The sequence below is a fragment of the Campylobacter sp. CH278 genome (assembly GCF_004378845.1).
In the GTDB taxonomy this organism is placed as follows: Bacteria; Campylobacterota; Campylobacteria; order Campylobacterales; family Campylobacteraceae; genus Campylobacter_D; species Campylobacter_D jejuni.
On record NZ_RYXZ01000006.1, the window covers coordinates 1 to 21,471 of the forward strand.

18 protein-coding genes and 5 pseudogenes are annotated in these 21,471 nt (G+C 28.6%); 10 read left to right on the top strand and 13 right to left on the bottom strand.

The features are described 5' to 3' along the window. On the bottom strand, window positions 1-1,113 hold a 1,113-nt coding region (locus ELQ04_RS05850), incomplete at its 3' end, for a cache domain-containing protein (protein ID WP_208359023.1). 77 nt (window positions 1,114-1,190) lie between these two features. Here ELQ04_RS05850 and ELQ04_RS05855 point away from each other — a divergent pair. Beyond that, complete coding sequence (locus ELQ04_RS05855; RefSeq protein WP_002936848.1) at window positions 1,191-1,622, top strand: MerR family transcriptional regulator; 432 nt, start codon at window positions 1,191-1,193, stop codon at window positions 1,620-1,622. A 57-nt stretch (window positions 1,623-1,679) separates the two neighbouring features. Here the strand turns inward: ELQ04_RS05855 and ELQ04_RS05860 are convergent. Further along, window positions 1,680-1,948: pseudogene (locus ELQ04_RS05860) on the bottom strand (metalloregulator ArsR/SmtB family transcription factor); the annotation flags it as partial. A gap of 9 nt (window positions 1,949-1,957) precedes the next feature. Beyond that, window positions 1,958-2,072: pseudogene (locus ELQ04_RS05865) on the bottom strand (permease); the annotation flags it as partial. Between ELQ04_RS05865 and ELQ04_RS05870 the strand changes: the two are divergent. From ELQ04_RS05870 to ELQ04_RS05885, 4 genes and pseudogenes are all read left to right on the top strand, one after another. Beyond that, a pseudogene (locus tag ELQ04_RS05870) lies at window positions 2,053-2,148 on the top strand (NAD(P)-dependent oxidoreductase); the annotation flags it as partial. The pseudogenes ELQ04_RS05865 and ELQ04_RS05870 overlap by 20 nt on opposite strands. 201 nt (window positions 2,149-2,349) lie before the next feature. Next, window positions 2,350-3,528: pseudogene (locus ELQ04_RS05875) on the top strand (MFS transporter). A 56-nt stretch (window positions 3,529-3,584) separates the two neighbouring features. Next, complete coding sequence (locus ELQ04_RS05880; RefSeq protein ID WP_002855515.1) at window positions 3,585-4,004, top strand: cupin domain-containing protein; 420 nt, start codon at window positions 3,585-3,587, stop codon at window positions 4,002-4,004. Between the two features lie 94 nt (window positions 4,005-4,098). After that, window positions 4,099-4,851, top strand: coding sequence for a carboxymuconolactone decarboxylase family protein (locus ELQ04_RS05885; protein ID WP_044778262.1), 753 nt, complete (start codon window positions 4,099-4,101; stop codon window positions 4,849-4,851). A gap of 76 nt (window positions 4,852-4,927) precedes the next feature. Here ELQ04_RS05885 and ELQ04_RS05890 read toward each other — a convergent pair whose 3' ends face one another. The 4 genes from ELQ04_RS05890 to ELQ04_RS05905 form a co-directional block, all read right to left on the bottom strand. Then, the gene (locus tag ELQ04_RS05890) at window positions 4,928-6,412 is read right to left on the bottom strand and encodes a class I SAM-dependent DNA methyltransferase (RefSeq protein WP_044778263.1); all 1,485 of its coding nucleotides are present in this window, start codon (window positions 6,410-6,412) and stop codon (window positions 4,928-4,930) included. 145 nt (window positions 6,413-6,557) lie between these two features. After that, entirely contained in the window at window positions 6,558-7,796 is a 1,239-nt protein-coding gene (locus tag ELQ04_RS05895) for a restriction endonuclease subunit S (protein WP_044778264.1), read from the bottom strand. 18 nt (window positions 7,797-7,814) lie between these two features. Beyond that, complete coding sequence (locus ELQ04_RS05900; RefSeq protein ID WP_044778265.1) at window positions 7,815-10,217, bottom strand: AAA family ATPase; 2,403 nt, start codon at window positions 10,215-10,217, stop codon at window positions 7,815-7,817. 3 nt (window positions 10,218-10,220) lie between these two features. After that, window positions 10,221-12,530, bottom strand: coding sequence for a type I restriction endonuclease subunit R (locus tag ELQ04_RS05905; RefSeq protein ID WP_044778266.1), 2,310 nt, complete (start codon window positions 12,528-12,530; stop codon window positions 10,221-10,223). A 120-nt stretch (window positions 12,531-12,650) separates the two neighbouring features. Between ELQ04_RS05905 and ELQ04_RS05910 the strand changes: the two genes are divergently transcribed. Further along, window positions 12,651-13,727, top strand: coding sequence for an NAD(P)-dependent alcohol dehydrogenase (locus tag ELQ04_RS05910; protein WP_044778267.1), 1,077 nt, complete (start codon window positions 12,651-12,653; stop codon window positions 13,725-13,727). A 235-nt stretch (window positions 13,728-13,962) separates the two neighbouring features. On the opposite strand, the gene ELQ04_RS08765 is transcribed toward ELQ04_RS05910, so the two are convergent. Both ELQ04_RS08765 and ELQ04_RS05920 read right to left on the bottom strand, forming a co-directional pair. Then, window positions 13,963-14,280, bottom strand: a complete 318-nt coding sequence (locus ELQ04_RS08765; protein ID WP_173405421.1) for a hypothetical protein — start codon at window positions 14,278-14,280, stop codon at window positions 13,963-13,965. Beyond that, window positions 14,281-14,621, bottom strand: a pseudogene (locus ELQ04_RS05920) (helix-turn-helix domain-containing protein). It abuts the gene before it with no gap. 98 nt (window positions 14,622-14,719) lie between these two features. Here ELQ04_RS05920 and ELQ04_RS05925 point away from each other — a divergent pair. After that, window positions 14,720-15,298, top strand: coding sequence for an NAD(P)H-dependent oxidoreductase (locus ELQ04_RS05925; protein ID WP_002867872.1), 579 nt, complete (start codon window positions 14,720-14,722; stop codon window positions 15,296-15,298). A 32-nt stretch (window positions 15,299-15,330) separates the two neighbouring features. Next, window positions 15,331-16,227 (top strand): DMT family transporter, encoded by an 897-nt coding sequence (locus tag ELQ04_RS05930; protein ID WP_044778268.1) that lies wholly within the window; start codon window positions 15,331-15,333, stop codon window positions 16,225-16,227. Here ELQ04_RS05930 and ELQ04_RS05935 read toward each other — a convergent pair. From ELQ04_RS05935 to tupA, 4 genes are all read right to left on the bottom strand, one after another. Continuing rightward, window positions 16,224-17,189 (bottom strand): biotin-dependent carboxyltransferase family protein, encoded by a 966-nt coding sequence (locus ELQ04_RS05935; protein ID WP_002936814.1) that lies wholly within the window; start codon window positions 17,187-17,189, stop codon window positions 16,224-16,226. The two genes, ELQ04_RS05930 and ELQ04_RS05935, sit on opposite strands and share 4 nt — an antisense overlap. Further along, window positions 17,170-17,910, bottom strand: coding sequence for a 5-oxoprolinase subunit PxpB (gene pxpB / locus ELQ04_RS05940; RefSeq protein WP_002936812.1), 741 nt, complete (start codon window positions 17,908-17,910; stop codon window positions 17,170-17,172). Before pxpB ends, ELQ04_RS05935 begins: the two co-directional genes overlap by 20 nt. Window positions 17,911-17,919: 9 nt before the next feature. Beyond that, window positions 17,920-18,687, bottom strand: a complete 768-nt coding sequence (locus ELQ04_RS05945; protein WP_002936810.1) for a LamB/YcsF family protein — start codon at window positions 18,685-18,687, stop codon at window positions 17,920-17,922. A gap of 140 nt (window positions 18,688-18,827) precedes the next feature. Further along, window positions 18,828-19,637, bottom strand: a complete 810-nt coding sequence (gene tupA / locus ELQ04_RS05950) for a tungstate ABC transporter substrate-binding protein TupA (RefSeq protein WP_002936808.1) — start codon at window positions 19,635-19,637, stop codon at window positions 18,828-18,830. A 78-nt stretch (window positions 19,638-19,715) separates the two neighbouring features. Here tupA and tupB point away from each other — a divergent pair, with 78 nt between their 5' ends. Both tupB and tupC read left to right on the top strand, forming a co-directional pair. After that, on the top strand, window positions 19,716-20,402 hold the full coding sequence (gene tupB, locus ELQ04_RS05955) for a tungstate ABC transporter permease TupB (protein WP_002936806.1): 687 nt from the start codon (window positions 19,716-19,718) through the stop codon (window positions 20,400-20,402). 1 nt (window position 20,403) lies between these two features. Further along, the gene (gene tupC, locus ELQ04_RS05960; protein ID WP_002936805.1) at window positions 20,404-21,399 is read left to right on the top strand and encodes a tungstate ABC transporter ATP-binding protein TupC; all 996 of its coding nucleotides are present in this window, start codon (window positions 20,404-20,406) and stop codon (window positions 21,397-21,399) included. Window positions 21,400-21,471: the final 72 nt, after the last annotated feature.

Consider the following 21,471-nt stretch of genomic DNA (forward strand, 5'->3'; position numbering starts at 1 on the left):
TTCTAAACCTTTTTTAGTAGCAAGGATGTTTTCATTGATAGCATTTGAGATTTGCCCAAATTCATCATTGCTTTTTACTTCTATAGTAGAAATATTTTTTGTTTTATGATTGATAAAATCAAAGAATGAATTTAAACCTGTTTGGATAGCTGCAAGTGGGGAGAGGTATTTTGATACGATGAAATAAAGGAGGATTACGCTAAATACTACTACAATAATGACAACAATGGCTTGAATAAATGCAGCTTTATGAATAGGTTTATTTATAATATCAGCACTTTCGGTAATACAAGCTGTATAAGCAAAGACTTTAGCACAAGTTCCAAGTCTTTCTTTGCCGTCTAATCCATAAGTAAAAAAGTTATAGTCTCCATGTGTTTTATATGCATTTAGAACAGGAGAATGATCAATGGATGGGTTTAATAATTCTTTATTGGTTGCTGCAAATATTTTATTTTTTTGATCAAATAAAAAAGTATTTCCAGGAGTTTTTGCAACTAAATTTTGCAAATCTTCTGATGGTATATCGATACCCAGTACTCCTATGATTTTGCCATCTTTATAAATAGCTTTAGAATATGTTATTACATATTGTTTTAAAATTGTATCTAAATATGCTGGTGTAACAAAAATATCATTTGTTTTTAAAGCTTCTTGATACCAATCTTTTGTCTTTATATCTAAATCATCATGCAATTCAGGCATTTTTGCATCATTAGACTCTTGACTAAGTAAAACTTTTCCATTGTTTAAACCTAAATAAACATTTAGTGCATTTATGCTATGACGATAATATTTCAATATCGGACCAACATTGTTAATAATATTTTCTTCAGTGACTAAAGATTGATAAGGTAAGTTCGCGATATCTTTTTCTAAAGCTCTAGCAAAAGATTGATTTGTGGAACGGAAATTTTCAACGGTAGATTGTGTGACTTTAAGTAGATCAGTTTGATTTTTAAGAGTGCTTTCATGTAGTGAGGTTTTTGTAAAATAAAAACTTACAATACCTAGAACAATTAAGGCAAAAATTGCAATTAAATTTGCAATGAGGGAAAGTTTGATTTTAATACTATTCATTATTTTCCTTTTAATCTTTGTTATTTTTAGCATAAAACTAATAATTTGGCTATTATTTTATCACAAAAAAATAAAATAAATTTTTATTTTTATCTTAAAAAAGAGAAAATATGGCTTATACTATAAAAGAGGTAGAAAAAGAAACAAAAATTAGTGCTCATACTTTAAGATTTTGGGCTAAAAAGGGTTTGTTTCCTTTTGTTCAAAAAGATGAAAATAGTGTGAAATATTTTTCAAAAAGCGATATAGAATGGGCAAAATGGATAGAATGGCTTAGAATTTCAGGTATGCCAATAGAACAAATCAAACATTATATAAAACTTTGCTCTTTGGGTATAAAAACTGCCAAAGAAAGACAAGAGATGTTAAAACAAACAAAGAAAAAATTACAAAACCAGATTAAAACATTAAAAGAAAGTGAAAAAGTTTTAAGCAAAAAGATAAAAATTTATGAAGAAATGCTTGCAAATGAAGTCGATGGGTTTAACCCAGAAAGCAAGGACTATCAACCTTGTGATAAATTGCATAAGTTTAAGGGTTGATTTTATATTAAGGACAAATTTGGGTAATAATATTTTTATTTTTTTAATAGCATTTTTAAGTTCTAAATTTTTGATATTTTCAAAAAGATCTAAATGCAGTTTAAAAACTCATTATTAATCCCATAATACGCCCAAGTTCCTTGACGCCTTACATATAAAACCGCATCTTTTAAAATTTTTAAATGTCTTGAAAGTCTTGATTGGCCCATGTTTAAAAGCTCTTGTAAATCACAAACACAAAGTTCTTTGTATCTTAAAAGATGATACAAAATCAAAACCCTACTTTCATCATTGATTGCTGAAATAATGGTTAAAAATTTTTGCATTTTATTTCCTTAAATTAAATTAATAAAAATTCCAAAAGATGTAGCCGTGCCTAAAATAATCATAACAAATAAAAATAAAAATTTTTATTTTAAACATTTGTTTGAGTAAAATAAGCTGCAGTGATTATGCTAGTGCTATGATAGACATAGTGCTTAATTCTTGCTATGAAAACACACGCATTGGAGTAATAAGCCTATAAATAAAGATGCCTTATGCTTTTAAGGTATCTTTTATTTCTTTTAAATGCTTATTTTGAAGTTTCAAATTTTTCTAAAGATTTTAAATTCACCACTTTTATGAAAGATTTTATTTAATATAGATAAATATTTTTATTTTAGGTTATTGACTTAGACCTACTCTCATCTTTTATACTTTTAAAAATATTAATTGAAAGGATAAAATGAAAAATTTAAATAAAGCTTCAAATGCTCAAATTATTCTAGTATTTTGTTTAGGGGTATTTGGGATTTTGAGCACAGAACTAGGGATGATGGGTATAATTCCTATTGTTTCTCAAAATTTCAGTGTAAGTATTTCAGATGCGGGTTGGAGCGTGAGTGTTTTTGCATTAGTAATTACTTTTTGTGCTCCTATTGTTCCATTGCTTTGTGCAAATTTTAATCCTAAAAAACTTATGCTTATTTGTCTTTTAGTATTTATTTTAAGCTCCTTAGTTGGTGCTTTTGTGAATGAGTTTTGGCAACTTTTAGTTTTTAGAGCTATTCCTGCATTTTTTCACCCTATTTATATAGCCTTAGTTTTAAGTATGGCTGCAAATTTAGCCCTAGATAAAAAAGATATTCCAAAAAATGTAGGTAAAATTTTTGTAGCTGTGAGTGCAGGTATGGTTTTAGGAGTGCCGCTAACTAGTTATTTAGGCGGAAAATTTGGTTTTGAAATTTCAATGCTATTGTTCGTGTTTTTAAATCTTTTATCCTTTGTAGCCACTTTATTTTTAGTACCAAATTTCAAAAAAGAAAATAAAGTCAAAATAGGCAAACAACTACTCATTTTAAGATATCCGCTTTTATGGATAAGTGTGCTTTGTGTTGTTTGTATTAATGCTGGAATTTGGGGATTTTATTCTTATTTTTAAGATTTTTTGTTAAGTATTGCGAAAATAGATTTTGATTTAATCAGCATTATCCTTGCTGTTTATGGCTTTGCAAATATCATAGGTAATAATCTTGCACCAAAATTGCTTATAAAAAATGTCAAATTTAATTTGATTTTTACACTTTTGTTTATGATAGCGTTTTATGTGTTGATTTTTAATTTTTATTCCAAAAATACTATTTTAATGATTCTAGCTTTTATTTTAGGTGTTTTAGGCGGCGTGATGAATAATGGAACTCATTTTTTAATAAGCCATCCTTTCCCTAAAGCCAAAGATTTTACCAATGGGCTTTTTATTAGCGTTGCAAATATAGGTCTTAGTATAGGAACTGCTATTTGTGGGCTTGTGATCTCTTTAAGTGATACGCGTTATATTATCGTAAATACTATTGTTTTGTTGATTTTAGGAATTATCATGATTTTTGTAAGAAGTAGGATAGAAAAAATGAAATTAAGATTTTAAATTTTTATTGACTTAGAGTAGCTCTCATGTTTTATAATACTAAAAAAGGAGGTAAAATGCAAGAATTAGAAAAAGCAGGAATTCATGGAAGTTTTAAAGGCGATAGTAAATTTTTTAGCAAAAATGTAAAAGTTTCTATGATGTTTAAATCAAATGAGTGGAGAAATTTTAGTGGGGCTTTGGTTGAATTTGAAGCCAGTGCTAGAAGTGCGTGGCATACTCATCCTCAAGGACAAACCTTAATCGTAACAGAGGGTGAAATCATCACAAAAGTTCCAGGCCAAAAAGCCTTTATAGCTAAAAAAGGCGATGTGATAAGCTGTCCTATAGGAGTAAAGCATTTTCATGGTGCAACTAATACAAGTAGTGGAGCACACATAGCACTTACAGGCGAAAAAGAGGGTAAAAATGTAGAATGGCTTGAGCTTGTAAGCGATGAAGAATATGAAAATGCCTTAAAAGAAGCAAGAGAGTAAAAGAAATTTGTAAATAAAACAAAAACTTTTATGTTTTTGGAGTATTTTAAATGCTCTTTTTTTATAAACTTTAAAAACTACAAAGGATAAAACCATGCAATTAAGACAAAAAGCAAGAGAAATTTTTGAAAAACTCTTAGGAGTAAAAAAGGATCAACTTTTTGCAAGTGATAAAGAGTATTTTATCAATCACATAAATTTTACTTTTGGAGAGAGTTTTGTAAAAGCAAATTTGGATACACAAAAATATTTTTTAATCACCCTTGCTTCTACTTTAGCAGTGGGTGGAAAAATGGAATTTAAAGCTTTACTTCAAGGTGCAATCAAGAACGATATAAGTCCTATTGCCATCAAAGAAGTGATTTATCAAGCTACGCCTTATGTGGGTTTTGCTAGGGTATGTGATTTTTTAAGTCTTTGTAATAAAGTATTTAAAAAACTAAATATCGCCTTAGTTTTAACTCCACAAGGCACTACTACGCAAGAAAATCGCAAAATAAAAGGCAGGGAAATACAAAATGCTATTTTTGGTGAAGCCAATATCACTAAAATGATAGAATCTACCCCAGAAGATAAAGTTTTTATAAATGATTTTTTGAGTGCGAATTGTTTTGGAGACTACTATACACGCACAGGACTTGATCTAAAAACTAGGGAGCTTTTAACCCTTGTATATCTTATCTCACTTGGTGGGCTAGACAATCAAGTAAAAGCCCACATACAAGGCAATCTTAACATGGGGCAAAGTAGAAAAGATTTGCTAAATATCATTGCAGCTCTTATTCCATATATCGGTTATCCAAAGGCTTTAAATGTCCTAAATTTGCTTGATGATATTAAAAAGTAGAATGCAAGCAATAAATATTTATTGTCAATTGAGTTAGAAGTTATTTGTAAATTAGTTTTTATCAAAAAACTTGCAATCATTTTAGTATGCTTTTAAGCTCATTTAGATATTCTTGTTGTATTTTTAGATTTTCTTCTAAAGAATTTAAAATCTCTTCACTAGTTCTTAGGATTTTTTCTTCTTTTACATTTGGATTTTTAGCACTTAAATCATAATTTCTTTCTTCAAGCTCTTTTTTGCTAACAAGCCAAGAATTAGCAGTGATTTTTCTTTCTTTGTAGCACTTTAGAAATTCTTTAAAATGTGCGTATTCTAAAGGCTTATTTTTAGTAAGTTTGTAAGGTGGTATAAGCTCGTAGTAATAAACTCCATCGCCTTCACAAATACATTTTTTACCTTTAGAGAAAAAAAGCACATTAGTCTTAACAGCACTATAAGGCAAAAATACCCCACTTGGCAAACTCAAAACGCATTCTAAATTAAAATCATCTAGTAAATCTTTTTTTACACTCACAAAGGCATTTGAATTTTGAAAAAGCACACCTTCAGGCACGATGATCGCACATCTTCCGTTGTTTTTTAAAGATTTTAAAATGTGCTGTAAAAATAAAAGTTCAGTAGCATTTGATTTTATAGGAAAATTTTCTTGAATTTGTTCTTTTTCTTTGCCACCAAAAGGTGGATTTGCAAGTATTACTTCGTATTTATCTTTTTCTGTTATATCTGTTATTTTTTTACTTAAAGTATTTGTTTTTATGATATTTGGACTTGAAATTTCATGTAATATCATATTCATAACGCCCATTGCATAGCTAAGCGGAGTTTTTTCTTTACCAAAAAGAGCATCATTTTTTAAAAATTCAAGCTCTTCTACGCTTAAATTTGCTTTTTTGCCTTTGGTTCTGTCTTTATATAAAATATGTAAAAAACTCTCAACTAAAAATCCACAACTACCACAAGAAGGATCATAAATTCTTTCTTTTGGTTTAGGATTTATTACTTCCACCATAGCCTTTATCAAAGGACGCGGAGTATAAAATTCTCCACTATTTCCACCATCGCTACCCATATCTTTTAAAAGTTTTTCATAAACTTCACCTAAGGCAAATACTTCATCTTCTTTATTAAAACTAATCTCATCAATGATATTTATCACTTCTCTTAAAGTATGTCCATTTGCTATGCGATTGTCTATAAATTCAAAAATTCCACCGATTTTATACTCTATACTTTTAAAATCATCATTATTTTTAAAATTTTTAAGATAAGGGAAAAGCTCTTTATTTACAAATTCAAGCAAATCCGATCCACTTAAAGCATTTTTTACATCAAGTTTGCCATCTTTTTTAGGCGCTGCCCAAACACTCCAGCTAAATTTTTCTTGCAAAATGCTTTTATAATCTTTGCCATCTAAAAACGCTAAATCTTTTAAATTTGTCTCATAATCATCTAAAAATTTTAAAAAAAGTATCCAGCCAATCTGCTCTGTATAGTGCATAGCACCGCTTATACCATCATCTCTTCTTAAAATATCTGTGATTTTATCGATTTTGTTTTGCATTTTCTCCCTTTAAAGCTTTTAAAATAGTTTTATCAAAGTCTAGTTTTATTTTTTATTTTTGTTTTTGAACTGCAATATGTTAAAAAAATCAAAAATTTTTAACATATCAAGCCAATGTGTTAAAATTTGGCAAATTTTTTTAACATTATAATTCTCCCTTAAAAGCCTTATCAAGTAAGGATTGCTTAAGCTCTTCATAATCTTTTAGCTCTTTGGTGTAAAGCTCTTTTAAAGCCTTTGCCTTTTCAAAGACAAAATCTAAATGCTTTGCGATTTGCTCTTGCTCTTTGAGTGGTGGTAGCGGGATTTTAGAATTAAAAATATCTTTATCAGAAACAGATGGATATTGTGCTCCTCTAATAAATTTGCTTATATAATTATCAAAAATATCACTTAGTAAAAAGAAAAATAAATATTTATTATTTAAATTTTCATTAGCCCTTAAAACACAAAATCCAGTTGAACCTACGATATTATTAAAGTTATAATAATTTATAGCTATATTTTTTAAATTAGGTCTTGTAGTGGCATATAAAATATCTCCATATAATACATCTTTCCTTGCTCTACTAGGTGCATATTGCTTGTCGATATTTTTTATACTACAAATACAAAAATTTTTATTATCAATAGAAGATATGTCTATATAATAAAATTTATCATCATTAAAATCACAAGGATTAACATTTGAAGTTTTTAAAACAACAGAATTTAGGCTTTTCCATTCCCAAAATTGCGGGAGTTGATAATTTTCTTTAGTATTATCGTTAAGTGGATTAAAGACTTTTTGCAAAGCACTTTGCATAAGCTCATCAATATTTGCTAAATTTTCTTTTGCTTTTTTGATATTTTCATCAATCTTACTAAAAGCAAAATCCAAAATCCCCACTATCCTTTCTTGCTCTTCTAGTGGTGGTAAGGGGATTTGTAAATTTTCTAAATCAGCAAATCTTAAATTATTTATATTAGAACCTTTAGAAATATTCAAAATATAATTTTTATAAAAACTACTTTTTAAATAAAAAGCTAAAAATTTATGAGAAATATTTAAATTATTAATTCTAAATAATCCACAAAAAACTCCGAAGGTAAAGTCATTTAAATCATTTAAAAGTATATTTTTTCCAACAATATGTTTACTTCCGCTACTCATCGCAAATAATATATCATTGTTTTGAATAATCTTATCAACCGCTAATTCTTTGGGGATTATTTGCAAATCATCTAAAATTAATTCATTTTGAATATTATTTGCTCTCAATAAATACACGGACTTTTCATCTTTTATGGATAATAATTGCTCTTTTTTGTAAGAAACGCCCCTTATAAAAAAACCTATCTCACCAAGCTTTTTGACTTCCCAACCCTGCGGTAAATTTGTCATTTTATTGCCTTTTTCTATTTATTTACCTATACTTTTAACTAACGCTTTATATTGTTGTTTATCATTTTGTTTTATTGTTTCTAAAATAAATTTAGCTATTTTTTTGCTTTCTTCTATATCAATAGGTTGCATTCCTCTGCTAAGTATCTCTCTTAAATGTGAGTATTCATTTTGATACCTATTTATAATACTTGCTACCATTTTTTGATGATTTTCATCAATTTTATCACTTTGATATGTATCATTAAAAAATCTTTCGATTAATTCTTTATCTAAACTCTCAAAATTATTTGGATATTTAAAAAATAAATAAATCTCAAGAAATTTTCTTAAATTATTTCCAAAATTATAAACAAGAGAAGTTTTTAAATCTTCATTATCTATATCATCAATATTTTTAAAATTATAAATTTGTTCAAAAAGATAATTAAATTCTGTTGTATATTTCTCTAAACATTTAGGTAATTTTTTAACTTCACTTGTTTCCATACTTTCTTTGACACTTTTTTCAATAAAATAGTATTGTGGAAAATCATACTCTTTTTCATCATTTTTGCTTTGTTTGGATTTGCTTTTCTTTAATCTTTTTATATATTTTAAAAAATCTAAATTATGCGTAGATATAAAAAATTGCTCAAAAGAATTTTTTCTTACTATTTCATTCTCTATCACAGAAAATATAAAAAATATATGATTGTTATCTAGGCTAGAGATAGGGTCGTCTATCCATATTATAGGATTTTTATCTTTAGTTTTTGCATCTTCCAAACTTGCCACAAAATAGCAAAAGGCTACCAAACTACACTCACCCTCACTTAAATTTTTAGCTTGTTTGCCATTTCTTAAAATTTCAAATTCTCCATTTAATTGCCCATTATCATCTTTTTTTGCTTTTAATTCTAATAAATTGTGTCCAAAATATGATTTTAAATATTTATTTATATTGCTTGTAGAAGTTTCTAGATTACTAAGCTTTGTCTTATAATTTTCTATTCTTTTATTTAAAAGGTTTATTTTGTTGTCTTGTGTTTTAATACTTTCCTCTAAAATATTTATATTTTGTTGTAGAATTTCAACTTCATCTTGTTTGGCAAGATAATCGCTATCTTTAGCAAACTTTGCTACTTCATTCAGTCTTAATCTTTCTCTTGCTTCATTTTGATTTGCTAATAATTTTTCTGTGTATTCATCATTTTCTTTGCATAAATTTTCAATTTGGTTTAATGTTAAAAATATCTCATTTGAAAAATCATTAATATTTTCTAACTTTATGGGAGTAAAAACATCTTTTTGTTTTTCTTTTATTTTTTTCTCTATTTTCAATATCTCTTTATTATAATTCGCAATACTTACTCCTAGTTGTTCTTTTAGGGCAATAAAACTATCTTTATAATTAGAATAAAAATTTTCATTTTTAACATCTTGTAATAAATTTTTTAATTCTAATTTATAATTTTCAAAATTATCTAATAAATATTTTAATTCTTTTTCAATTTTTTCTTTTTCTCCACTATCATCTTTTATGTTATTTTCAATCCAAACTATTCTTTCTAGTGTTAATGGGTTGTTGCAAAATTTACATTGCTGTGTAGATGAATGCTCTTTATGAAATTTTAAACCTTCTTCTAGCCATTGTCTTAATTCGCTTGTTAAATTTTCTTTAATGATAATTTTTTTTTCAAGAATTTCTGATGAATGTTTTAAAATATTTTGAAAATTATTTTTATTAAAATTAATTGTAAAATTTATATTTTGCTTTTCTTTGTCTTCTAAGATTTTTACAAGTTTATTTTGTGTTTCATCGTTAAGAATATAGATATTTACATCATTTTTAATTACAATTAAATCTTTTTCTAAATTTTTCTTATTATAGTCATTACCTTGTTTTGTCAAATTTGAACTACTTTTTATAACTTTAGCTTTATTTGTAAGATTTTCATTTAAAGTTTTTATTTTATCTTGTTGTTTTTTAGAAATATCATCTTGATTTATTTGTATGTTTTTTAACTTCTCATTTCTTTTTGCTAAAATTTCTTCTCTTTTTTCAATTATTTCTTTTATATTTTTTTGCTCCTCCCCTATGCTTTTAAAACCTTTTATATTTCCTTTTTTATCATATAAATAATTTAAGTTTTCCTTTACAAAATCACTATTATAAACCCTAATATCTAGATTAGATTTTATAACATCATTTTGGGTTAAAAAATTACCATCTTCTAATTTTATTTTAAAATTTCCATCCAAAAAATCTTCATTATGTTTTTTAAGCTCAAAACTTCTAGCTATCCTTGAAAGTGTAGTTTTACCTGAATAATTTCTACCATAAAAAATATTAATTGTTTTAAATTCTTCAAGATTATTACCCCATTTAAAATTTTTATAAGAGCCAAAATTTATTTCATTAAATTTTAAAATTTTCATTTTTTACCTCGCATAAATCTCCTTTTGTAAATCATCAAAACTTTGTTTTAGAATTTCTAAGCCACCAAATTCATCGGCCAATTCTCTTACATTACCCAAAGAACTAAGTTCTATAAGTGGTTTTAAGCCATCATCAAAGTCTTTTATGCCGTATTGCTGATATCTACCGAGTAAAAATTCTATAAATTTTATAGCCTTTTCTTTTTGAAAGCGTTTTAAAAACTCACCATTTTCTACTTGTAAAACACGCTCTTGCCTTGTTTTTATCTCGGCATTAAAGCTTAAATGCGCTAAAACATCGTATATATCACAATCTTTTTGAAAAATTTCTCTTAGATCTTTTAAAGCATCTTCATCTACTCCATCATTTGCAAGGGCTTTTAAAAATCTTTCTCTATTTTTTTGATCACTCCAAATTTCACGCAATTTTGCTTCATCATCATAATACTCACCAAGCTTTCCTATCAAAAATTCCAAAAACTCCTTAGTGCTAAGTGGCTTACCTTGTGCTCCTACATAAGTAGTTGTGATATCTAAAATCTTAAGTTTTGTACCTTTTAAGTGTATGGTTACGCTCTTTTTTTCTTTGCTTTCTTCTTTTGTTTGTTTTATATGCTCTTTAGTGATTTTTTCTTTTTCATCTTGCTCTTTTAATTCTTCTATTTTTTCACCATCCCATTTTGGATCATAAAAAAGCTTAGTCGCACCGACAAAATCAAGTATGGTAAAAAAGTCTTTGCCTTCATAAACCCTAGTGCCACGCCCGATGATTTGCTTAAATTCCACCATAGAACCTATATTTGCTAGCAATACTATATTTCGCACATTTTTTGCATCCACTCCAGTTGTGAGCATTTTAGAGCTAGTAAGTATGACAGGATAGCTTTTATCATTATCTTGAAACAATTTTAAATAATCAAGCCCTATTTTACCTTCATCACTCGTAACTCTTACACAATAATCATCTCTTTTAACGCTTTTATATTTATCTATAGCCCTTTTTACTTCATTTGCATGAGCTTGATTTGCACAAAAAATTATGGTTTTATCCATAGGATTTATAAGCTCTAAAATTTTCTTAGCGATAAAGTCATTATAGTTTGGTAAAAAGATATTTCTTTCAAATTCACTTTGTTTATAAAAGCCTTTTTCAAGCTCACCTTGTATCAAATCATCAGGATTATAGGTATAACCATCACTCAAAGTTGTTTTTATGAGTTTGACTTTATAAGGGGTTAAAAATCCATCTTCAATACCACTTTTAAGACTATAATCATAAACACTCTCACCAAAATACTCATAAGTGTCTATATTTTCTTCTTTTTTTGGAGTAGCGGTTAAACCAAGCTGAGTCGCATAAGAAAAATACTCAAGCACAGCTCTCCAGCTTCCTTCTTCGTTTGCTCCACCTCTGTGGCACTCATCTATGATGATAAGATCAAAAAAATCTTTTGGGTATTGAAGATAAAATTTGCTCTCTTGTTCTTCTTGGATGTTTTCTTGTTCTTTTGAATTTGCGGCTAAGCTTTGATAAATTCCAAAGAAAATATTTGCATTTGTTATGATTTTTCCATCATTTTTCTTTATTTCTTCGGCACTAATTGCCTTACAATCACTTTCTATAGGATTAAATTCTCCTAAGGCTTGATCTCTTAAGCTCACTCTATCACATAAAAATAGTATTTTAGGCTTTTGATCTTTGTTTTCTTTATTCCATCTTGCCTCTAACAAACGATAGCACAAATTAAAAGCTATGGTTGTTTTTCCTGTACCTGTAGCAAGAGTGAGTAAAATTCTATTTTTGTTATTTATAATAGCTTCTATGACTTTATCTATTGCTATTTTTTGATAATATCTTAATTCTTTTTGCGGAATATACATAACATTTTGGGTTAAAAGCCTGTATTGCCATTCTTTGACATTGCCATAAATCCTATCAAAAAGCTCTTTAGGACTTGGGAATTTATCTATATATTTACCACTATGACTTCTTATATCGTATTCATAAATTTTTTCTCCATTGCTACTATATACAAAAGGCACATTTAAAATTTTTGCATATTCTATGCCTTGAGATAAACCATCTAAAGGATCTTTACTAAATTTTTTAGCTTCTATTATAGCAAGGTTGTTTCCTTCATATCTAAGCAAATAATCTGCAAATTTTCTTTGTGCTCTTTTACCACCTAAAAGCTTTCTACCATCTGTAAAATAATAATTTCTTTTTATATTTTCTTCATACCAAGAACTATTATAAAGCTTTGCATCTATAAATTTTACTCTAGTATCATCTTCTGAATACAAATTTTGCATTTTTACCCCAAAGTGAAAAATTATAGCATTTATACTAGTTTTTTAAAAAAATTATTTTCACTCTTGACTTATAGCTACTCTAATGTTTTATAATTATAAAAAATCAAAAAAGGAGCAAAAATGCAATACAAAATTTTAGAAAACAATCGCATTGCAAGTAAAGGCTATGCAATGCTTAGCAAGGATGCGAAATTCACACCCTTTGAATTTAGCCGCCACGCTATTGGCGATAATGATATTTTGATTAAAATCCTATATGCAGGCATTTGTCATAGCGATATTCACACCGCAAGAAGCGAGTGGGGAGAAGCTACTTATCCTTGCGTGCCTGGGCATGAGATAGCAGGAGAAGTTATCGCTGTGGGTAAAAATGTGAGTAAATTTAAAGTAGGAGATTACGCAGGGGTTGGTTGTATGGTAAATTCATGTGGTGAGTGCGATGCTTGCAAACGCTCACAAGAGCAGTTTTGCGAAAATGGCAAAACCATCTTTACTTACAATAGTTGCGATGTATTTCACGGCAATGAAAACACTTATGGAGGCTACTCAAACAACATAGTTGTAAGTGAAAAATTTGCCATTTGTGTGCCAAAAAATGTACCGATGGATAAGGTTGCACCTTTGCTTTGTGCGGGCATTACCACTTACTCGCCTTTAAAATTTTCTAAGATAAAAGAAGGCTCAAGCGTTGCTATAGCAGGCTTTGGCGGACTTGGTATGATGGCTGTAAAATACGCTGTTAAAATGGGTGCAAAGGTTAGCGTTTTTGCTAGAAATGAAAACAAAAAAGCCGATGCTTTGGCTATGGGTGTAAATTCATTTTACACAAGCTGCGATAAAAACGCCGTAAAAGAACGCTTTGATTTAATCATCTCAACCATTCCAACGCCTTATAATCCTGCTGTTTATTTGGATTTACTTAAATTTGGTGGCGAAATGGCTATAGTTGGCTTACCTCCTGTGGAAGATAAGGTAAATATAGGCATAAACGAGCTTGTACATAAGGCAGGTAAGAAGATTTATGGCTCGCTAATTGGCGGTATTGCTGAAACTCAAGAAATGCTTGATTTTTCTTTAAAACACGAAATTTATCCAGAAACCGAACTTATCACTCCACAAGAAATCGATAAGGCTTATGAAAATTTAACCTCAGGAAAGGCTAAATTTCGCTATGTCATTGATATGAGAGATGAGTAAATTCAAGACTCTTTAAGAGTCTTGAATTTATACCAAGAAATGAAAAGCAAAATCGCACTAGCGCCCAACATAAAAAAGCCAAAAAAGGCGTTAAAATAACTTACAATCAAAGCCACCATAAAAAATTTATATACAAATAAAAACTCGTTCCAAGAACTAATTTTAGCCATTATTTTAAAATGAAAATAGCCTAAAATAAAAGCAAGAATGGTAAAAAATGCACAAAAATAAAATGCTAATTTTCCTTTTGTTTGTGAAAATAAAAATTATTATATTCTATATAACATTGATAAAAACCAAAACTTGCTAAAACACAAAATAAAAATCCTAAAAAAATTAAAGCAAAGCTTATGCTTTTAAGTTTGAAAGAAAGCAAAATAATACTTAAAAAATAGAGTAAAATTCCACAAATCATACTTATAAAAATCAATGTCAAAATAATAATATTTCTTTCTTCTATAAAATAATCAAAAAATAAATAAAAGCATAAAGCAATACTTAAAGCAAATGCAAAAATGGCTAAAAATGCTAAAATTTTTATAGTTTTTATCATTTATTTTCCTTGTAATTTTTTATTTTCTTCTTCCCAATCGCACATTGCTTGTAAGATAGGAATTAAACTTTGTCCGCGTTTGGATAAGCTATATTCTACCTTGGGTGGAATTTGAGCGTATTCTTTTCTGATAATTAAACCATCGTTTTCTAGTTCTCTTAAGGTATTGGTTAAAGTTTTAAAGATATGGAGCTTAAAAAGCGTTTGAGTTCATTATAACGCACGATTTCATAGCGAAATAAGCAGTATAAAATATTCATTTTATATTTTCCATTAATTAATGCTAGAGTATAGTTAAATCCACATTCTTCGAAATTGCACTGAGAATTCTCTTTAGTCATTTAACATTCCTTTAGTATAGTATCTTACTTTATTTCCTGTATTGAAAATGACATCATGTTAAGTTATAATTGTATCATAAATTTAAAAAAGGATAAAAATGAAAAATATACTCTTGCTTAATGGTGCTAAAGAATTTGGAAGTTCAAAAGGACAGCTTAATTTGACATTGCATAATCATGCTTTAGAAATTTTAAAAACACTAGGATATGAAGTAGATCAAACTCACATAGATCAAGGATATGATCCTAAAGAAGAGATACAAAAATTTATAAAAGCTGATGCTGTGATCTATCAAATGCCAGCTTGGTGGATGGGCGAGCCTTGGATAGTTAAAAAATATATCGATGAAGTGTTTGGTTTGGGTGCTGGAGTGCTTTTTAAAAATGATGGAAGAACTCATGAAAATCCTAGTAAAAACTACGGAAAAGGTGGTTTAGATCATGGTAAAAAATACATGTTTTCTCTCACTTGGAATGCACCTCTTGAAGCCTTTAATGATAAAAATGAATTTTTTGAAGGAAAGGGTGTGGATATGGTGTATTGGCATTTGCATAAGGCTCATGAATTTATAGGTATGAAAGCTTTACCAACTTTTATGTGTAATGATGTGGTAAAAAATCCTCAAGTGGAAAAATATCTAAACGAGTATGAACTACACTTGAAAAAAATTTTTTAAAAAATTTGACTTAAAAATTTCAAGGTGTAACATTGACTCGAACAAAGTATTTGTATATCTTGCTTGTTTTAGCTATGTTTTTATGGGGCTCATCTTGGCCTACTTCTAAGATTTTATCAGCTTATGCTGATACTTCTGTGATTACTTTTTGGCGTTTTTTCTTTGTTTTGCTAGGTTCTTTGATGGTATTAGGCTTTTTAAGAATTCCTTTAAGCCTTGAAAAATCCATTTTAAAATGGGTGCTGATAGCAGGAATTTTAAATGGGCTTTATACTTTTGTATTTTTTATTGCCATTAAACATGGTTTAACTGGAAAAGGCGGTGTTTTGGTTACAACTATGATTCCTATTTTTTCTTATTTGATATTTATGATAGCGATATTATTTCAAAAAGATAAAAAATCAACTCACAAGATCACAAAGAGTGAAATTCTAGGCTTATTTTTAGGTTTATTATCTGGATTTTGTTTGTTAAATTTAGGGAGTTTAGAAGATTTATTTGGTAAATTTAATATTTTATTTTTAACTTGTTCTTTTATTTGGGCTTTGATAGCAGTGTTTAATCATAAAGCCAAAGGAGCTCACCCTTTGGCGATTAACTTTTATATTAATCTCACTTCTGTTTTAATGTTTTCTTGGGTATTGTTTGATGTAAAAAGTTATGAAATTTTTCATTTTGAATTTAAATTTTGGATTAGTATGTTTGTTGTTGCTTTTTTATCAACTATTATAGGTACTAGTATTTATTATTATGGGATTCACATTTTAGGGAGCGTTAAGGCAAATTCTTTTGTTTTAATCACTCCTGCTAGTGCTTTAATTTGTAGTTATTTTATACTAGATGAGGTGCCAAATGCACTTACCTTGTTAGGTTGTGCCTTGGCTATAGGTACTATATATTTTATCAATATTTATGGCAAAAAAGCTTAGATCAAATTTTCAAAATCAAGATTGATTTTTTGATCCATGGCTTTAAATTTTATTTCTCTTTGTTTATAAAGCTCTAAAGCTTCTTGCATACTAATGCTTTGAAATTTAAAGTTAGAACCTAACTTAGCTTGTGCGAGTAAGCTTAGATCATTTTCTATAACTGTGGCTATTTTTGTATAACCTCCTGTGCTTTGTCTTCCTGCCATTAAAATGATAGGAATACCACTTTTTGGCACTTGTATGCTTCCAAAAACTGCAGGATCTGAGATGATATCTGCTGAGTTTTTATGCTCTATACTTTCACTAGATTCTGCATAAATTGCCATTCTATCGCTTTTTGAACCTACTTTATAAGTAGTATTTAAAAAAATTTCTATGCCTTTTTGGGTAAAAGCATCTTCATTTGTTCCTAAAATAACGCGTATAATAGGCTCTTTAGGACTTTTAAAAAGAGGATTTTCACATTCTCTAGCTTCTAAATTAAAAGGTATAAAAGTATCATGAGTATTTAAAATATCATCTTTTTGCAAAGCTCTTCCTTCAAAAATTCCAACTCCCATTTTAGCATCGCTGGATTTAGAGTTTAAAAAGCTTTTTACTTCAAAGCCACCTGCTACGCATAAATACCCACGAAAACCTATTTTTGCTAAACCAAGTTCTAAAATATCGCCTTTATTTGCTTTATATACTTTATAAGTTTTGATTTTTTCATTATTAAACTTTGCCTCAAATTCAGCCCCGCTTAAAACAAAATAATTCTCATCTAAAAATTCGTATTTTCCACCCTTTAAACAAAGCTCAACCCCTGCTTCATCTTGTTTGTTTCCAAGTAAGATATTTGCCATTCTTAAAGCATCTTCATCCATAGCTCCACTTCTTGCTATGCCAAATTTAGCAAATTTTTTTCTACCAAAGTCTTGCAAACTTGAATTTATAGACGCTTCAATGATTTTTATACTCATAAATTTCCTTTTGATAGACTTTTTTAGCAACTTGCTCTTGGATATCGAAAAATTGATCTTTGGAAATGGCTTTAAATTTTAAAAACATACCCGCTTTTAAAAGAGTGGGATTTTTTTCATCTTCTTTATCAAAAAATTCCAAAGGTGTTCTAGCAATGATTTGCCAACCCCCTGGGCTTGATATAGGATAAACTCCTGTTTGCTTATCAGCTATGCCTACACTTCCAGCTTCTATTTTTGCTCTAGGGCTTGAAAGGCGTGGGGTAAAAAGTCTTTCGTCCAAACCTCCAAGATAAGGAAAACCTGCCATAAAACCTAGCATAAAAACAAGATAATAAGGCTTAGTGTGAAGAGATATAAGCTCTTCTTTTGAAATTTGATTGTGTTTGCACACAAATTCTAAATCCAGTCCAAATTCTTCATCATAACAAAGTGGAACTTCTATACAAAGACTTGAGTTTTGCTCCGTAAGTTTAATATCCTTTTTAATTTTTTCTAAAAAATCAAGCAAAGAATTTAAAGAAAGCATACAAGGATTAAAATATATAAGCAAACTTGCATAAGCACTTACTAACTCATCAATCCCATAAATTTCACCTTCTTTTAGGGCTTTTTGTATCCTTTGTTCTGTACTTAAAACATAAGCATTGATTTGAGGTGAAATTTCTTGCTCAAAACGTAAAAGCAAAGCTTTGCTTCCGCTAAAATGCACACTAAACATTGCTAAAACCTATATAAAATTTTCCAAAGCACAAATTTGAATTTGCTCTTTTTCTAAATTTTCTTTGATTTTTTTAACAAATTCTAAAGCTTTTGCATTATCCCCATGAACACAAATGCTATCCGCTTTTAAATCAATTTCTTTGCCATTTATGCTTGTAACTTTGCTTTCTTTTATCATTTTTATCACGCGTTTGATGGCTAAATTTTCATCGTGTATTAACGCCCCTTCTAATTTTCTTGAAACTAAAGTGCCATCATCATTATAAGCACGATCCGCAAAAACTTCATTAGCATATTTTAAGCCTTTTTTCTTAGCTGCTTCATTCATAGCAGAATTACTAAGCCCTAGAAAAATAATATTTTCATCAAAACTCGCTACTGCCTCACAAAGTGCTAAGGCTAAATTTTTATCAAGAGCAGCCATATTATAAAGTGCACCATGGGCTTTAAAATGCTGTATTTTCATACCTTTTGCCTTAGCAAAGCCAAATAAAGCTCCTAGTTGATACAAGGCATAGTTTTTAGCCTCTTCAAAGCTTATTTGCATATTGCGTCTTCCAAAACCCAAAAGATCAGGATAAGATGGGTGTGCTCCTATACAAACACCATTTTGCTTGGCTAAATTTAAGGTTTTATCCATCACACAAGGATCACCCGCATGAAAGCCACAAGCGACATTTACTGAGCTTACAAATTTTAAAATTTCTTCATCCATTCCCATTTTATAGGCGCCAAAACTTTCCCCTAAATCACTATTTAAATCCACTTTGAACATTATTTGACCTTGTATATTTAATTATTGATTTTATTATATCTAAAGAAGAATTTTAAATAAGCTAAAAGTTTTGAAAAATAAATAAAAAAGTTACAATAAGTAAAAATGATATTTTAAGCAGGTTAAAACCTGCTTAATTTTTAGTCTTTTCTCGTTTTTGCATCAATTACAAATAAAGGTTTATCAAGAAGTTTAAAATCAGCAATGAAATTTAAAGTCTTATCACTTGTTACCCATTTGATAAATTTGCTAGCTTCTGTATAATTTACATTTTTACAATGCTTAGGATTTGTTGCTATAACAGAATAAAAATTTTTAAGACTATCATCGCCTTCATTTACAATGACTAAATTTGGATTTCCTTTTTCATTGGCTTCATATTTGATATAGGTACCACGATCAGTTAAAATCACACCTTTTTTTTCTTCAGCGATTTTAATGCTTGCTAGCATACCTTGTCCGCTTTGTTGATACCAGCTTTGTTTTTCAGGCACACCACCAAGATCTTTCCAAAGGCTTTTTTCTTTATTATCAGTGCCTGATTTATCGCCTCTTGAGATGAAAGTAAGCTTTTCATTTTTGATAAGTTCTAAGCTTTCTTTTAAATTTTTACCTTTAAATTTAGAAGCTAAAGATTTATCTGCGATGATGATAAAATCATTATACATCACAGGCGTTCTATCTACGCCAAAGCCTTTTTTCATAAATTCTTTTTCAGCCTTTGGAGAATGCACAAAAAGCACATCAGCATTGCAATCTTCACCCATTTTTAAAGCCGCACCTGTTCCTACCGCAACCCATTTTAAGGTATTGCCACTTTCTTTTTCATAAAGAGGCTTTAGGGCATCTAAAAGTCCTGTATTATCAGTACTTGTTGTGGTTGCCATTTTAAGTTCTGCTGCACTTGCACTTAAAGCTAAAGCGAGGGCTAAAGAAATGATTTTTTTCATTTTTTCTCCTTATAAATTTACATAAAAAAATATTTTAGCATAATTATGCTAAAATTACTTATTTTAAAAAGGATATTTTTGGATTATATTTTTGATGGTTTTAAACAAGCTTTATTTTTACTTTTCAATGCCGATGAAAGCGTAATTTCAGCTATAAAAACTACACTTTTAAGCTCAAGTATTTCTATAGTTTTGGCTTTGCTTATAGGTTTTCCTTTGGGATTTATCTTAGGCTTTTTTGATTTTAAATTCAAACGCTTTATAAAACTTATCATAGATACTAGCCTTTCTTTTCCAACAGTTGCAGTAGGACTTATACTTTATGCACTGATTTCAAGTCGAGGACCTTTGGGAGAATTTGGACTACTTTTTACTATAAAGGCTTTAATTTTAGGGCAGTTTATCTTAGCGCTTCCTATAGTGATCGCACTTTTTTCAAATTTGATAGAAAATATGAATAAAAAACATTTTTTACTTATAAAATCTTTTCACCTAAGTCCTTTAAAACTTGTTTTAATGATGATTTATGAATTACGCTTTGCCTTAATTAGCGTCGTTGCACTAGTTTATGGACGCATTGTAGCAGAAGTAGGAGTAGCGATGATAGTAGGTGGAAATATCAAATACGACACTAGAACCATAACCACAGCTATTTCACTTGAAACCAACAAAGGCGAATTTGCTAGCGGTATAGCTTTGGCTTTGGTTTTAATTCTCATTGCCTTTTGTTTAAATTTCATCACACACAAACTCAAAAGAACATAAAATGATAGAAATTTCTAATCTTTTTTTCAACTATCAAAACAAAGAAGTTTTAAAAATCAAAAATTTAAAACTTGATACGAGTAAAATTAGCATCTTAATGGGAGCGAATGGAAGTGGAAAATCTACATTTTTAAGAATATTAAAATTTTTAGAAGGAGATTTTTCAAAAAATATTTCTTATTTTGGAAATTTTAAACTTAATAATAAACAAAAGCGTGAAATTTATTTGCTTTTTCCAGAGCCTATTTTGTTAAATCGTAGCGTAAGGGCAAATTTTTTATTTACTTTAAAAACTTATGGGATTAAAGAAGACATTGAAGAGCGCATAAAAGAAAGTTTAATGCGTTTAAATTTAGATGAAAGTCTTTTAAGTAAATATCCTAATGAACTTTCATCAGGACAAAGTCAAAAAATAGCTTTTGCCATAGCTTTAAGCGTAAGAGCGAAGTATTATTTACTTGATGAACCGAGTGCTTTTTTGGATAAAAATACTACGCTTTTATTTAAAAAAGCTATTCTTAAAATGCATGAAAATTTCAATACAGGTTTTTTAATCGCAAGCCATGATAAACATTTTTTAGATTCTTTGGCTCAAAAAAAACTTTATTTACACAGTGGAGAAATTTTAGAATTTGAAAATACTAATGTTTTTGAACTAGAAAATCAAGGTGTGAAATTTTGTAATTTTATAGATTTTAGTAATTGTAAAAAATATAAAGATTTTAAAAAACCTCCAAGTAAAATTGCGATTGATCCTTATAAAATTTCTTTTTTTAATTCTAAAAATATCCCAAAAAATAATTATGAGTTTATTTTAGAAAAATGTTATATTATAGCACTTAGAAGCAGGAAAAGTGATGTTTTTATAAGGGTAAGTTGTATGGATAAAATTTTAGAATTTGCCTTAGAAAAACAAGAATTTTTAAAATTCGATTTAAAATTATACGAAGAACTCAGTCTTTATTTTTATGAAGATGCAATATGTTTCTTAAATTAACATACATTATAAATTTTAAATAAAATATTACAAATATTCCCATTTTTTATAAAATTTATCTTAATTATTTTT